Below are 14309 nucleotides of genomic sequence, written 5' to 3'. Positions count from 1 at the left end.
CACTAATTATTTTGGTAATAAGAATCTGATGTTATCTCGCGATATCCCAAACTGCCTTTTTCGTTCATGTATACATGAAATACCAGTCCGATAACATCCGGCGTATTATTAGGGAGGATGTTCAGTTCCACGTCATATTCACGTTGGTTGTCATTTATAGTGGTGGCGATTGTGCTTTCTTCACCACGGGAAGCACCAAGATAGGTATATCGAACTTTAAGTTCAGCCCCTACAGGCATAGGTACGTCATCAGGAGTGAGTTTAATATGTATGGTATACTTGCCTCCCTCTTTTTTAATTCTATTATTATCTTCCAGATTATTGATACTTAGTTTTCCGCTGATGCTATATCCATTCTGTTTTATAGTGAAATAATAAGTATTCTCTTCACCAGTGAAGTGCATGGAAGTGAATTTTACTCCAAAAGTACGGTCTTCGTTTCTTGATTCTCTGCGCGCAATGTACGCTTTGGGAGTCTGGGTATAAGAACCTTCGATTTCGTGCGTCACTCCTATGGCTAAAGGCTTGAATGAGAAGTCATCGAAATCGATGGAGGTTCCTACGTGGTCTCCGCTCTTGATAAGTTCCATTTTCCAGTATGGCACGTTGCTGTCTATATAGAAAGGAAGTCCGTTGACGGCTGCCCCCTTATAGTCTACGGAAGTAGGAGGATTGATTGTTATACGAGCTTCAGGAATGCTGTTTCTTACGCAACGAACGGTATATCCTTGTCCGGGAGCGGCTGCGTCGAGTGCTGCTGCTGTCGGATTCCGGCTGTCGAAGGAGAATGCCTTGTTGCTTTCCGTGCTCCAATAGTTTCCCCTGTAATTATGGGAGGAAACCAGCACTCCGCTTTCATTGCGGTACTTGACGTTGGGTATCAGCAGTTCATGAAAAGAACGGTATCCATTATCATTTTTACTTTCTGCCCCGTTGGCTGCCTTCATCAATATGGCATATTCGGTAGAATTGGCCATGTGCCACTGTTGGTTGTCTACCTTCCCTTCCACACCTATCTGATGAGGGGATAATGCTGCCAGACGACAGGGATCTCCCTTACCCTGTGCTACCAGTTCGAGCGTATTCCCTGACGGGATATTGCTCGCATCCGTGATATAAGGGACATCATTCCAGCTACCGATACCCGTCACATTGAAATTTCCGGGATACCAAATTACATCGTTGGTCGTTTCAACAGCCGTCGGGGCAGTGAACTCCTGCTCTGTAGTAGCCGTAGCATCATTACCGGTAGCTATCAGGCTGCCGTATTTGAACAGGGCATCGTGGTAGGCGTCGCCTTTATATACTTTAAGTATGCCGGAATAAGCCGTGTAGTCACTCCACACATTGACATTCTTGTTGAAGTCCGCCTCCCGGTCACTCACGATGACCAGTCCTTCCACCGGAGCCCAATTAACCGCGATATTGTACAGTTTGACAGGTTCAATCACCACATAGATGCCTTTGCTGCCTATTTGCTTAATTGTAGCATACACATTGTAATTGGTATTACGAAGGAGCCTGAAATTAGCATCTCCTTCACGAAGCAGTATCTTGTACGTAGTGGGTATGCCCCCGTAGGTTGCGTTGATAAATATATAAGCGGCATAATCTGGGTCGGCGGCTTTTGTCTCGTCGTCTGCTCCATCCTTATAGAACGATTTTTCCGCAATAATGGCGGTAGGAAAGGGGTGGTACTGTTTGCCGTTGTACTCTTTGCCTCCCCCGGATGCGGAAATTGTAAATTCGGGACCGTTGAAAAGATTCAGATTGGTATTGTCGGTATCCTGTTGGTCTATCAGATAACTGTAACGCGGTATATTGCTAACCTGCACGTTGCTGATTTTTATTTCTTCCGTCACCGCATCGTCCTGTCGCAAAAACACGGATACTTGCGACATCACGCGGGGCATATCGATGCTTGCGGTTGTGGATGCTGTCGTGAAATCACCTTTGTATCTGCCGCCTTCCGAATTGTATACGGGGCGCAGTTGCGCCATTCCTTGTCCGGACGTCGTTCCCGGTTGAATCTTTATCTCTCCCAGATTGGCCAACGGCATATTGCCGGAGGTCAGCGCGCTGCTTTGCCAGTCGAATCCGGCGCCGTCGATATCCGTACGCTTCGTCACGGCATTCAGTTTCTCCGTCAGTTCGGGCGTCTCGTTGATGATGGCGGCGAAATAATATACTCCCGGGCTGACAGCAAGATTGAACAACCCGCTGTCGTCAATGTTCAGCGTCCCGTTGGAAGTGGTATAATTATTTAATAATGTCTCATTCTGAAAGAGCATGAAACGCACTTTCTCTATGGTCACTCCCTCCACCACGCTGCCGGTAAGGGCTTTGGTCTTTATCTGTACGGTCACTTTCTCCGTTTCAGGCAGGTTCATCACAGCGGACTCTTTGGCGCAGCCCGACAGGAGCGCGGCCGCGGCCAATGCCAGTATTCTATATCTTATTCTCATTTTCATATCCTATTCAGCAGGTTTCACGTTCACAATTTCCCATTCTCCGATAAAGATTCTGATGTTCAGGTTAGCGCCGATGCGTACTTCCACCGGATGTTCGTATATCCGGTCGAAATCACTCTGCGATTGGTAGATATACGCTCCCGTGTCGGGGTTGCGTGCTTTGAACAGCATACTGACGATGTCAATCGGCTGTTCCGGAATCCTGCGTCCGCCGGGTGTCTCGATATATAAAAGCACCGGGCGGTCCATTGTCAGCCGCAATACCTTGATGTCGGCAGAGAGCGTGTTCGCGTCCATCAATGTCTTGAATGGAGAGTAGCGGACGGAGCGGGTGTACCCGTCAAATGTGTTGTCGGACTTATACCTCTCGTCGGTAGCAACCGCCCACAGTTTGAAGTCCGTATCCCGGTTCGCGGCGGGCGTGTCCCGGACTTCCGGCGTGAGATGTTCCAGTCCGCTTAAAGTGACTTTCAGTAGGTTGGTGTTGCGGATCAGTTCGATGCGGCGTGCGGTGACCACGCTGTTTTTAACTTCCACGGTTTCATAGGTATACATATCGCTTTGGGTATGGCGGGAGCCTGCCGCGCCATACCACAGGTCGTTTATCTCCTCTGCTTCCGGAACAAGTTCTTCGGGCAGTCCGGATGCCGTCCGGCATTTTAAGAACATATAGAGGTCGTCCGCCATTGTCGCTCCCAGCGTGACGTCTTTCCTTAAATTATGGCTTGCCGGATTTTTCATTTCTCCATGAAAATAAGTAGTGTTGTCTTTCTGCCCGTTATCCGCCCATGATATAATTCTGTATTTTCCCGGCGGCACTTTATCCAGATTCATCACATACTCGTCAGAGAGCTTTCCCCACGGGTTCGGTTTTGACACCGTCTGTACCTGTCCGTTTTGCAGGTAACTATATTCCAGTTTGTCTCCGTTGTCTGTCGCGTGGAGTTGAAGTATGCCCTCCGTGTCAAACAGGTACACGTGAATCCGCCGCACCTTTTCGCCGAAGAGATTGCCGTTGCCGGTATGATGGGTGAAGTAGAAATCGAGTCTGAGTCCCGAAAAGCAATCTTCCGTGTTCTCTTTGGTGCATCCTGCGAAAAGAGATGCAGTAATCAGGAGTATTCCTATGAAATATGTTCTATTCATTCTTTCTTTTATTTTCTCCGGTTAAAGTTCTACTTCCAAGTCTTTGTCTCTCCACTTGGAGACACGAAGTCCGAGTGCTAGATCTGCGCCTTCAGGTTCGGGCACGTGAGACGTCTGATCGAAATCTTTGATGATGGGATCTGACTCCGTCACTTTATCGCCATCGGTAATGCGAACCTCCAAACCCAATGACCATGGGGTGATAACGACATCATCAAGATCGAGGGAATAGCAATACCCCGGCTTGAATGCGTTGATAATTTCATTATTACTTTTGTCGCTGAATGCCCTGACCGTCAGCCAGCGTTTTATCTTATCGGTACTAAAGCCCATAATCAGATGAGGCATTCCGTCTTTGATTTGTTGCAAAGTAGCGTCTGCCGCCACCGATTGGGGAAAAAGATGAAAAGCGTTCACCTTTGTAGTCTCTGATGTTCTTGCGTCATACATATTGGACTGCTGTCCTCCTTTCTTGTATTCAGCAAAACCTGTGGTCATGTTCCAGTCGGAGATACCATCGTTTGTATTCTTTATGATAGTGGCGGCGTTGAGGCTCGGCTTGAAATAATTCATATAAAAATAGAATCCGGTTGGCGTGCTGTTGATATCGAAGCCGTCGGGGAAGGGCGACCGGATGAGCCGGACACGATAGGAATAGATAGCGGCAGCGGTAGCGTTCGTTCCGTATTTCTTCCTGAAATTCTCCCGCGCGCCTGCTTCGGCTACGGTGATATCGGCTTCGGTGAAGTTCTTGATTTTGTCTCTGCCTGCGGTTCCGTCCGTCCAGTCGAATGAAGCGCCTGTGGTTGCAGGGTTGGTGACCACGATTTCGCCCGGTATGATTTCAAACCGGCTCAATACGGGAGCCACTTCCACGATGGCTTTCACCTTGACGGAGAAAGGGTCCGATTCCTCGGGGATGACGATAATTTCTTTGGTAACTCCTTCGTAAGGAATCTCTGTCCGGTTCATGGTAGGGGCGGGCGGGTCGTCCTGGCTGCTCACCTGTAACTGGTTGATAAGCGGATTCTCCTCTTTAAACCGGTTTATCGTCACTTTCACGTATTGGGTTGTTACCGGAATCTTGGGTATGGAGAGTCTTGCCAATTCTCCGATGGCGGTATTCCTGATGCCTGCAATCTCTGCATCGGTGGCTGTATAGGTGAATATAGGAGCGGCTTCAAGAGATTTATATAAATCGACTTTCAGCGTTTTTACTTCTGTGAAAGGCAATACATATCCTTTGCCATCGTTGCCGGTGATGGGGTCGTCTACGGCTCTGGTGGAGATGCTGCCTAACGATAAATTAATTTGTAGCTCGATGCCGGAGTCTTCCGGCGAAGCAACGCGGCTCTCCTGGCTACAACCTGTCAGCATGGCAATCAACCCTACGAAAAAGACTTTTCTCATAATTCTGCATCAAAAAATGAATCTTATACTAACCGTTACAGGGTGCAGTTATCACCCGTTGCCGTCATTCTTTCCGGGGGAAGGGAGACGGCTTCGTGAAGGGAAGTGGTAATCAGCCACGTCCCCCCTTTTTTTATGCGTCGTTTAACGTCCGGTAATGGTCGTAATTACCACTCGGGTTTCACGTTGACAATGGTCCACTCGGTGATCTTGACAAGAACGTCGAGGTCTTTGCCTACCGGTTCCGGATTCGGGTCTGTCGGGTCTATGGGTTCCGGTATTTCAGGACCAACTGTACCGTTAGCGGTAACTTTCAGCTTGGCGGAATATTGATTGATATTAATATCGGTGGCATTCAGTACATATACTTTGCCGGCATCGAAAGAGGTAACCAATGCATCCGCAGCTTTCAATGCACGGATTGTCAGCCATCGGGTGGAGGCTGTACCGCTTGCGTTAGTGGCAAGTTTCAGGACGAAGTGCGGCATACTTGTTTTTACATCGGTAGTGCTGGCACCTGTGCCGTTTGTCGCTGTTTGAGGGAATAAATTGTATGCGATAACTTTGTCTGCTTCTACAGTGGTATCGAACATTTTTTCCATATCACCATCTATTTTATATTTATCCTTAGCTGCATCGTTCCAGTCACCTGTACCGTTGTTGGCATTTATGACCAGATTTCCACCTTTGGTGAGAGGAATATTATTCATATAATATCCGTCAATACCTGTAATCGTGTATGCAGCATCGTATTCATACGTGACAGTGTATGTGAAGCTCCATGTCGGATCGGGAGAGCCCGGATTTGCTTTTCTCCACGCTTCTTGAGCGGCCTTTTCTGCCGCTGTAATTGTAGCATCGCTTACATGGTCTTTAGCCTGATCTTTTGTTCCGTTTTCAACTCCGCTTGGTAGTGTACCGCTTGCTGAACTATTCACCTTAATGTCTGATGCCTTGCCGTGAAACTCGAAACGTGACAATACAGGCGCCACGGAAACTTCGACACTGTAAAGGTCGTTCGTGCTGCCGTCTGTTCTTTCCCCTCCTGGTGTTTTCAATGTGATATCTTCAGGTGTACCACGATATTCCATCTTCGTGTATCCTATCTGCAAGTCATTGATGTCGGCAGCGCTCTTATCAACGTTCATATAAACGTTCACTTTAGTCGTAGCGCTGGGAATGTTGCTAATATTAACGGGTTTGCGGCCTGCAGCAGCGGCAGTCTGGTCGTCACCTTTTGCCGTAGCTACCTGCTCGGGTGTAAAGTCATACGTGCCAAGCGAAGCATCGGATGCGTTGAAATACTCGATGGTAATGTTTTGAATATTGCTTCTGACCGCTGTTATTGCTGTGGTCACTTCGTCATCGCTCATTCTCGTTTTAGGAGTAGCGACATCAAAAGAAAAATCGAGTGATTTCAGGTTCGTTGTTTCTTGGGTCACCTCGTTGTTCTCATTGGAGCAAGCGGAGAGAGTGGCGGCGAATAAAGCCATGAAAATAATTTTCTTCATTGTTTTTATAAATAAAATGTTTAATAATTGCGTCAGCTTTTGCTTTAGCTTTTGTTTTGCCCGTTTGATAGTTTGGTCCCTAAACAAACTATAGGTGAATGCTTACCTGTAGGAGGTTGTTTTTTGTTATGCTTTCCTGTTTTTTAAAAGTGTTTATAAATCAGTTATTTATCTCTGTTATTAATCTTTGTTGTTCATCTCTGCTGTTTTTTCTTTGACTGTTGTTGCCTGATAAGAATGGCATTCTCCTGTTTCTTTGTCATTTCTGCCAGATTTTGTTTGGCTTCCGGCAGTCCGGCTTCCGTTGCTTTGTTCAGGTGTGATGCTGCTTTGTCATAGTTGCCGCAAAGCGTTTCCAGTACTCCCATTGTGTTGTGGTATTCGGGGATATCGAGTGATTTTTCTATTTTGCTCAAATATCGCTTGGCGTAGACCGTATCTTTGCGTGACAACGCGGCTGCTGCTGCATTCAGATTGGCGGTCACGTCGTCGGGATATAGTTTTACGGCAGTTTCGAACAGGTCGATAAATTCTTGTGATCCCTTTTCGTAGGTGTTGGCAACAAGGAACATCTCATTCAAGCTAAGGTTTTGCGGACGGCTTTTGAATACCTCTTTAGCCTGTTCGATGCTGAAATTTCTGACGTCAAAGTCAATCTTACAAATCGCTTTGCGAAGCAAGGGGCAGAACTCCCGGATGATGTATCTGTATGGCTCGCCGCCTTTCAGATTCATCAATGTTTTTTTGCGCCTCACTTGGTCAGCGTAGCCACATTCGGCCGGGAAAGACCCGATGAACTCCAATACTTCTTTACGATACGGCATTTGGGACGCCTCTACACATTCTTTGAGTCCGTCCCAGTTCTCACCTCCGAAAGCGACTTGGTATAAACTCCGCGGATAATCGAATCGTGAAGCCAAATAATCGGTCAGTGCTTTGGCCCGGCCTTCGGACAACCGTTGGTTGTTGGACAGCAAGCCTTCCGGTGAAGCGTAGCCGATTACGTTAATCGCGCGGACTGTGACGTCCGGGTCGTCTTTTATCCCGGCAACGAGGTCGGTGACTTTCTTCAGTTCCTGCGGATTATTCATGTAATCGGGGCGGATGTCGGTCTTGTTTACAACGAAATCCAGAAAAGCCTCGCTGATGATTTCGCGTCTCTTTACCGGTTCGACGACAGGTTGCACGTATGCCATGCTGGGAGTTATTTCGTACGGCTCTATTATTTTCTCTAGCGTTATCCGGTTGGCAAGCATGGTGATGCCTATTCTCCGCGCAGGATTGCCGCAGCCGCAAAGGTCTTCATACATATCCAGCTTTGCGTCCGCCATCCACGGGTTGTATTTCACTGCTACGCTGTATGCAATTGTTTTTGCGTTCCCCGATTTGAATCCGGGGACGACTGCATACGGAGCTTCTGCGGCATACGTCGCTTTTTCCCGGTTGCTCATCAAGGCGGTTTCCCGTCGGTACACGTTATAGTTTTCACGTCCTTTGACGACTACTTCGGGCAGGTCCAGCCTGTCGCCTGCCGCTACCAGAGCGGGAATCAGGCTGATCGAACGGCGTGAATCTACGTTTACCCCGGAAATGTCGAAAGAGAGTTTCACGTACACTGAATCCCCTTCCTGTTGCAGGGACAGCGCCGTGACGTGTATTTTCCCGGAATACTCTTTTTGCTGTGCTGATGTGTTCGTGCAGAACAACAACACGATGACGAATAGCATATATTGTCTTTTCATGTTTGTTTGTCTATTTAAGGTAATATATCAGTGATATTCCCGCTTTCGTAGGACCGAAATAATTTCTGCTTTCTGTTCCGATTTTTTCGCCGCACTTTTGGCATTTGTACTTGTCATAGTGCAAGCGTGCATATCCGATTCCTAGATTGGCTTCAATACTCCATCGTATGCCTAGAAAGAAGTTGTAGCCGTATGAAATTCCCCCTCCGTAGCCATAGCCTTCGAAGCGGTATTCTTTAGAACCTTTCCCGAATATGAGTGGCAAATCCTGTTGCGCAATATTATATTGGCTACCGAGAACGTGCACTCCGAGAAAGTGTCCGGAGAAGCGTTGGCATAGCCAGTAACGATATTCTATTTCGCCTAGCCAGTGGACTAGTTTTTTGTTGTTTTCAGCCGTTCCGTCAAGATTCCAGGGATTATAGCCGCCGCCTAAATCGAGTGTGCTTCTTTTACCCAAACCTATTTCAAGACTAAGATTCGGGGTATAGGTATAACCTCCGTAAAGTAAATTTGTTTTTATGGCTATATCCTGCGCTCTCGAGTATGAAACGAGGAGGGTTAGGATGAGGAGGGTGAAAATACTTCTTATTTTCATTATATTTACTTGTTGATTATTTTTGTATGTGTGTTTTTAAGTTTGTACTATTTGCCAGTTTGTTTCGTTAATTGAAAAAAATGTAATATCTATCTGTTCTTTCTCTTCAAAAGAGACGGAATAAAACTTGTATTATGTGCGTAATCGTCTTATAATTAGATGTGTAGTTGTGCGCTTGGCTGACGGAAAGTTCCTTTTATTTGTGAAATATGGGTAAATATATTTGCGGTAGCTTGAATTCATAGTGATCTGATTATTTTGAATATAGCTTAAATATTGTTTGAGAAATACTTGCGAGTAAAGATTTAAATTGTTTATTTTGCAAATAAATATTTTATTCCGTCTCTTTTGAAGAGAAAGAATTGCAGTGAACAATAATTTGTAAATCAATTGATTATGCATAGACTTTAATTCCATCTTGCAGTCCTGCATATATTCTTATATACCGGAAATCAGTTTGGCATTAGCATCATCAATCACGGACCTGTCAAGAGATGAGAGATATATTCGGGTTGTCTTTTCGCTATTATGTCCCATACTTTCACTGATGATTTGTGTAGATATACCTTTTTTCTTGGCTAGTGTAGCCCAACTATGGCGCGCCACGTATGAAGTCAAAGGTTTGGGAAGTCCCATGAAGCCGGAGATTTTCTTTAAATGAATATTATGAAGTCTCAAGGCACTATCATAATTCTGTGTACTTTCTGATAAAACAGGAAATAAGAAAGTTCCGTTACTGTAATGAGAGTATCTATCAATAATAGTTTTTAAGCATATTTCTAGTTTTATGCTAAGTTCTTGTCCGGTCTTATGGCGTCGGTAAATAATATATTCTCCTTGAATATTCTCTTTGGTTAGGTACGCCAGATCAATAAAAGCCATCCCTCGTGCATAAAAGCTGAACATAAACATATCGCGTGAAAAAGCCAATCGTGGTTTTGACGATAAATCCAATGTTTTTAATCTTGATATGACATCTTCGTCTATTGCCCGTTTGATGGTTTTATCATTGCCTACGAATACTTTTTTAAACGGATGCTTTTGTTCTGTATAGCTTTCTTCGACAGCTCTATTATAAATGGCTCTTAGGTTTCGCATATAGAATGAAATAGTATTATTACATATCTGCTGCTCTTTCAGATATCTTTCGTAGTCTGAAATAAGTTTAGGAGTCAGTTCTTCGAAAGAAATGTCAACTCCGTTTCTGAACCGGAGGAAACTTTTTACTGAAGCTATATATGATTTTGCGGTTCGGGGTTGGTTCTTGATATACAAATCATTTGTGACACTCTTGCTGAATACGGATAATAGGCTTTCACCTTGAATTTTTTTGAAAAGTTTGATGATGGTATCAATGTTGTTTTCACTTGTCAGAATGTGCTGAAGGTGTCGAATATCCCGGATGATGGAGTTTTCAATGAGCTGCAGTTCATATCTGCGCTGGTATTCGGCATTTGATATCGCAATTAGCGAACGCTTGTCATTCCACTCGTGTGAATGAATCTTATACGGAGTTGTTATCTCTCTGTATTCTTTATTCCTTGTCAACAGATAATAGATGGTTCCTTTCTTTTTCTTAATTGTTGATTCTCTAAATTTAACCTTGATAGTTATCATATTTTTCTATTTTTTTAGGTAACGTGGACTACCGGCTATTGTTTTTTGTAAGGGGTAGAACGGTTTTATATTTTTGTTTAATTGTCTCAAGTAAAGAGACTGTCAGGGTTGTTATGGAAATTTTATTTAAATAATGCTGCCGTAAAATTTAGGCTGGTTCAAAAGTATTATTAAAATATATTTTCCTTTCTTTGTGAAAGGAAAATATAAACATTCTGTTTTATGGAAAACTCTTTCAGTTATCAGCCGGCAGCCGGACGCTACGAACGGATGCCCTATAAATATTGTGGCAAGAGCGGCTTGCAGTTACCTTTAATCTCTTTGGGGTTGTGGCACAACTTCGGTAGTGTGGACAATTTCGATGTGGCAACCGACATGATTAAGTATGCATTCGATCATGGTGTCACTCATTTCGACCTGGCGAACAATTACGGCCCTCTTCCCGGAAGTGCCGAAATTAATTTCGGACGAATTTTGCGAGAGAACTTTCAGGGTTATCGGGATGAAATGATCATCTCTTCCAAAGCCGGTCATGACATGTGGGCTGGTCCTTATGGCGGAAATAGCTCCCGTAAAAATCTGATGGCGAGCATTGACCAAAGTCTCCGTCGGACAGGGTTGGAGTATTTCGACATCTTTTATAGCCATCGTTATGATGGAGTTACTCCGGTCGAAGAAACCATTCAGACATTGATTGATATCGTGAAACAAGGGAAAGCGCTGTATATCGGAATCTCCAAATATCCCCCCGAACAAGCACGCATAGCCTATGAAATGATGGCAAAAGCCGGTGTTCCCTGTCTCATCAGCCAGTATCGGTATAGTATGTTCGACCGTGAGGTGGAGGCGGAAACACTTCCGCTGGCAGCAGAATATGGTTCCGGTTTCATCGCCTTTTCTCCTTTGGCGCAAGGACTGTTGACAGATAAATACTTGAATGGTATTCCGGAAGGTTCTCGTGCCGCACGTTCTTCGGGTTTTCTCCAGCTTTCGCAAGTGACGCCTGAAAAGGTAGAAGCCGCCCGCCAGTTGAATGAAATAGCCCTCCGACGTGGACAAACACTTGCTGAAATGGCACTGGCATGGGTATTGAAAGACGAACGGATGACTTCGGTGATTGTGGGCGCAAGCTCTGTCAACCAGTTGGCCGACAATTTGAAAGCACTGGAACATTTGGAATTCATGGCAGATGAGTTGAAAGAGATCGAACAGATTTTACCTGAATAATTTCAGCCTGAATCGTATGCTGATTTCACCTTATTATTGAAAATGATAAGGTGAAGTCATCTATTTTAAGGATGCTCCTGTCCAGTCATATACATATTTCCAAGATTTAACCATGCGATTGCATCTCCTCTGGCTGCTGCTATTTTAAAATATTCAAAAGGTTTTTAAAGTCACTAGCATCTATATCATTTAATAACAAAAGAATGGAATATTATTGAGTAAAAAAACAGAAAAGTGTTAGGAATGCTCGAAAAAAATATATACATTCGTATAATATTCACCTTAAATACTTGTGATATGAAGCAATTAACTGTAGTATTCGCTCTGTTGTGTATTTTTGCTTGTAGTAGCGAAGATATTGTAAGTACCGTTGAGGAATCTGTAAAGCCGGCTAATGAAGTGGCTATACAAACTGTTAATTTGCTTGATAGCCTTGAAATTATGGATTATATTTATAGCATTATTGGACCGATGGCTAAGACACGATCAAATCTACCAGGGGGAGGGTATATTCTTCCTGATAATTGGGATTCTCAATTAACAGATGAACAGCGCGAATTGATCAGGAACTCTTTCCCACGACCTCTCTTTTCTGCTGAAAGGAATGCTTTAAAGAAATCGTTTCCTTTAGTTGAATATTCCAATACAGTTGTTATGAATTATCCGTCATCTGGATATAATTGTTTTGCCTATTCGTTGGGGTTTAATAATAAGTGGATAGAGTTTAGTACTTGGGATCAAGTAAGATATGGATATGAAAATGCGAGTTCCGTGTATCATGCCGCTTATGATTACATGAAAGGGGCAACCTCAATATCAAGATACTATCCTGTAGTTTGGGGTTGGGGAAATACCCCTCTGCATGCATCTCTTGGAGGTAGTCCCCATTGCGAGGCACCTTATTCTAAGATGGGGCGTATGTGGCTATTGTGGCACCTTGTAAGTGTGTTTTCTAATGGAATGTATGGAGTTCCTGTGGAAACCTATGGGGCAGTTTCTCCTACCCGTAGTCTAAGTGAAATAGATGCTAATGCAATGAAAGAAATAAGTGAGGATATTCACGAAAATATAATCTTCTCACCGGATGAGTTGATGATGATTGCTAGAAAAGTAAAAACATGTAGAGATAGTTCAAGGTTTGAATCTCTGTTTAATGAATGGAAGGAAGCATGGCATTACTCGCTTAGTAATAACACTGCTACTACAAGAAATTTACCTCAATATGCCGATTTAAAGGCTATGGGAAAAGAAATCATTCCATTATTGATTGAGAAGATGGTAACAGAAGAGGATAATTTCTTTGCAATAAGATTGTATGAAGATCTACAAGATAATCCTAATCTGATAATACGATATGCGAACGATGATCCACACCAACTTGAAGGATTACAACAAACAACCAAAAAAACTATAAAGAAGTGGTTAGAATATAATTCCAATTAAAGTTATCTTGGGGATGATAGGTTGTTGGATATTGCGTATACCTTTAAATTAAGAATATCGGCTCAAATTGGGCCGATATTTGAATATAAATATTCAAGAAATGGGATATCAATAATAATAGAGATAAGTCTGTTTTTAGGATCTTTTGCTGGAGTGTTTCTCGTTTGATTTTACTGTGAAAAACTTATTTGTAGTCTTAATCGAAAAATGGATTTTTGAGGTAAAGAAGATATGAATAATATTTCTCTGCTTTTGAAAGAACTGAATGTCATATGTGAGGATTATGAACGTAGGGAAAACTTACTGAATACTTTCAGTTCACATCGGATATGCATCGTATGATTTATACCATAAATACAGTTGAGGACTGTCATCATCAGATACGGAAAGTGACAAAAAAACAAGGGCGTGTTCCCTAACAACACCGCCCTTAAAAAACTGTTTTACCTCGCTTATCGCAATATATGTAAGAAATGGACCATGTCATACTGGCTAACTGGGGAGCTAGTGCACGACAACTGGCGATAAAATTTGTAGATAGGTTTAAAATGTTGCAATTTTACGTCCGTTGGGACGGGTAGTCCTGCTCCTTGGCGCTGGTCGTTCACCGACCGATGAGATTGAATGAGAATAAAGCATACATAGTTTAATTTACACATCTCCCTGCCTGGTGAATGATTCCTCTTGTTCTTTTCTTCTGCAAACGATTTTTCATTTTCATTTCTCATATTCTCATAAATAATACGGTAATTATATGTAAATCAATAATATAATAGTATGAGAAATAAAATATAAAATGGTATTTCTCATACTATTTCTATCATTTATCCTTAAAAATGATGCATTTCTCATAGGTTTTAAATCGTTTCTCATCTTATTCTCATACTCCTTTTATCTATTTTACTCCTTTCTCATGCATTATGGCTGTATCTTTTCCCAGACTCTCGTCGAACTTTACGATTATTCCTTTTTCTTATGTCGTTTATTAAGCAACTTCCTATTGTTTACTGCTTTCCTGTGTATCATGCACCTTATATCCTTATGCTTTTCCTTAATCATTGCCATTTTTTCCTACTACTATCTGTATCGTTGCACTCCAGTGAACAGATCGTTGCACTCGAGTAGACGGTTCTTTCTACTCTAG

Annotated in this window: 9 protein-coding genes and 1 pseudogene; 3 read left to right on the top strand and 7 right to left on the bottom strand. The window is 43.3% G+C overall.

The features are described from left to right. Positions 1–2: 2 nt before the first annotated feature. The 7 genes from KFO40_RS05845 to KFO40_RS05815 form a co-directional block, all read right to left on the bottom strand. Positions 3–2465, bottom strand: coding sequence for a DUF4906 domain-containing protein (locus KFO40_RS05845; protein ID WP_248005559.1), 2463 nt, complete (start codon positions 2463–2465; stop codon positions 3–5). A gap of 9 nt (positions 2466–2474) precedes the next feature. Next, on the bottom strand, positions 2475–3617 hold the full coding sequence (locus tag KFO40_RS05840) for a FimB/Mfa2 family fimbrial subunit (RefSeq protein WP_211146186.1): 1143 nt from the start codon (positions 3615–3617) through the stop codon (positions 2475–2477). 21 nt (positions 3618–3638) lie between these two features. Then, positions 3639–5027, bottom strand: a complete 1389-nt coding sequence (locus KFO40_RS05835; RefSeq protein WP_211146185.1) for a hypothetical protein — start codon at positions 5025–5027, stop codon at positions 3639–3641. 167 nt (positions 5028–5194) lie between these two features. Then, entirely contained in the window at positions 5195–6538 is a 1344-nt protein-coding gene (locus tag KFO40_RS05830; protein WP_211146184.1) for a membrane lipoprotein lipid attachment site-containing protein, read from the bottom strand. A 194-nt stretch (positions 6539–6732) separates the two neighbouring features. Beyond that, on the bottom strand, positions 6733–8280 hold the full coding sequence (locus KFO40_RS05825; RefSeq protein ID WP_211146183.1) for a DUF3868 domain-containing protein: 1548 nt from the start codon (positions 8278–8280) through the stop codon (positions 6733–6735). A 10-nt stretch (positions 8281–8290) separates the two neighbouring features. Further along, on the bottom strand, positions 8291–8878 hold the full coding sequence (locus KFO40_RS05820; protein WP_004313482.1) for a DUF3575 domain-containing protein: 588 nt from the start codon (positions 8876–8878) through the stop codon (positions 8291–8293). Positions 8879–9316: 438 nt separating this feature from the next. Continuing rightward, positions 9317–10495 carry a tyrosine-type recombinase/integrase gene (locus tag KFO40_RS05815; RefSeq protein WP_004315331.1) on the bottom strand — a complete coding sequence of 393 codons (1179 nt, stop codon included), beginning with the start codon at positions 10493–10495 and terminating at the stop codon, positions 9317–9319. A gap of 222 nt (positions 10496–10717) precedes the next feature. On the opposite strand from KFO40_RS05815, the gene KFO40_RS05810 reads away from it, so the two are divergent. From KFO40_RS05810 to KFO40_RS25620, 3 genes and pseudogenes are all read left to right on the top strand, one after another. After that, positions 10718–11722: an aldo/keto reductase gene (locus tag KFO40_RS05810; RefSeq protein ID WP_211146182.1), complete on the top strand. Its 1005-nt coding sequence runs from the start codon at positions 10718–10720 to the stop codon at positions 11720–11722. Between the two features lie 243 nt (positions 11723–11965). Continuing rightward, positions 11966–13165 carry a hypothetical protein gene (locus tag KFO40_RS05805; protein ID WP_211146181.1) on the top strand — a complete coding sequence of 400 codons (1200 nt, stop codon included), beginning with the start codon at positions 11966–11968 and terminating at the stop codon, positions 13163–13165. Positions 13166–13461: 296 nt separating this feature from the next. Further along, positions 13462–13746, top strand: a pseudogene (locus KFO40_RS25620) (transposase); the annotation flags it as partial. Between the last annotated feature and the right edge of the window lie 563 nt (positions 13747–14309).

Source organism: Bacteroides sp. 1001302B_160321_D4 (assembly GCF_015667765.1).
GTDB classification, from domain to species: Bacteria; Bacteroidota; Bacteroidia; order Bacteroidales; family Bacteroidaceae; genus Bacteroides; species Bacteroides xylanisolvens.
Note: the sequence above shows the minus strand (reverse complement) of the source record. Positions and strands in the feature narration are given on the sequence as shown.

Excerpts from the sequence above, each read along its gene's own strand:
- KFO40_RS05805 (WP_211146181.1), top strand. The coding sequence starts at position 11,966 with ATGCTCGAAAAAAATATATACATTCGTATAATATTCACCTTAAATACT.
- KFO40_RS05820 (WP_004313482.1), bottom strand. The coding sequence starts at position 8,878 with ATGAAAATAAGAAGTATTTTCACCCTCCTCATCCTAACCCTCCTCGTT.
- KFO40_RS05810 (WP_211146182.1), top strand. The coding sequence starts at position 10,718 with ATGGAAAACTCTTTCAGTTATCAGCCGGCAGCCGGACGCTACGAACGG.
- KFO40_RS05840 (WP_211146186.1), bottom strand. The coding sequence starts at position 3,617 with ATGAATAGAACATATTTCATAGGAATACTCCTGATTACTGCATCTCTT.
- KFO40_RS05815 (WP_004315331.1), bottom strand. The coding sequence starts at position 10,495 with ATGATAACTATCAAGGTTAAATTTAGAGAATCAACAATTAAGAAAAAG.
- KFO40_RS05845 (WP_248005559.1), bottom strand. The coding sequence starts at position 2,465 with ATGAGAATAAGATATAGAATACTGGCATTGGCCGCGGCCGCGCTCCTG.
- KFO40_RS05825 (WP_211146183.1), bottom strand. The coding sequence starts at position 8,280 with ATGAAAAGACAATATATGCTATTCGTCATCGTGTTGTTGTTCTGCACG.
- KFO40_RS05835 (WP_211146185.1), bottom strand. The coding sequence starts at position 5,027 with ATGAGAAAAGTCTTTTTCGTAGGGTTGATTGCCATGCTGACAGGTTGT.
- KFO40_RS05830 (WP_211146184.1), bottom strand. The coding sequence starts at position 6,538 with ATGAAGAAAATTATTTTCATGGCTTTATTCGCCGCCACTCTCTCCGCT.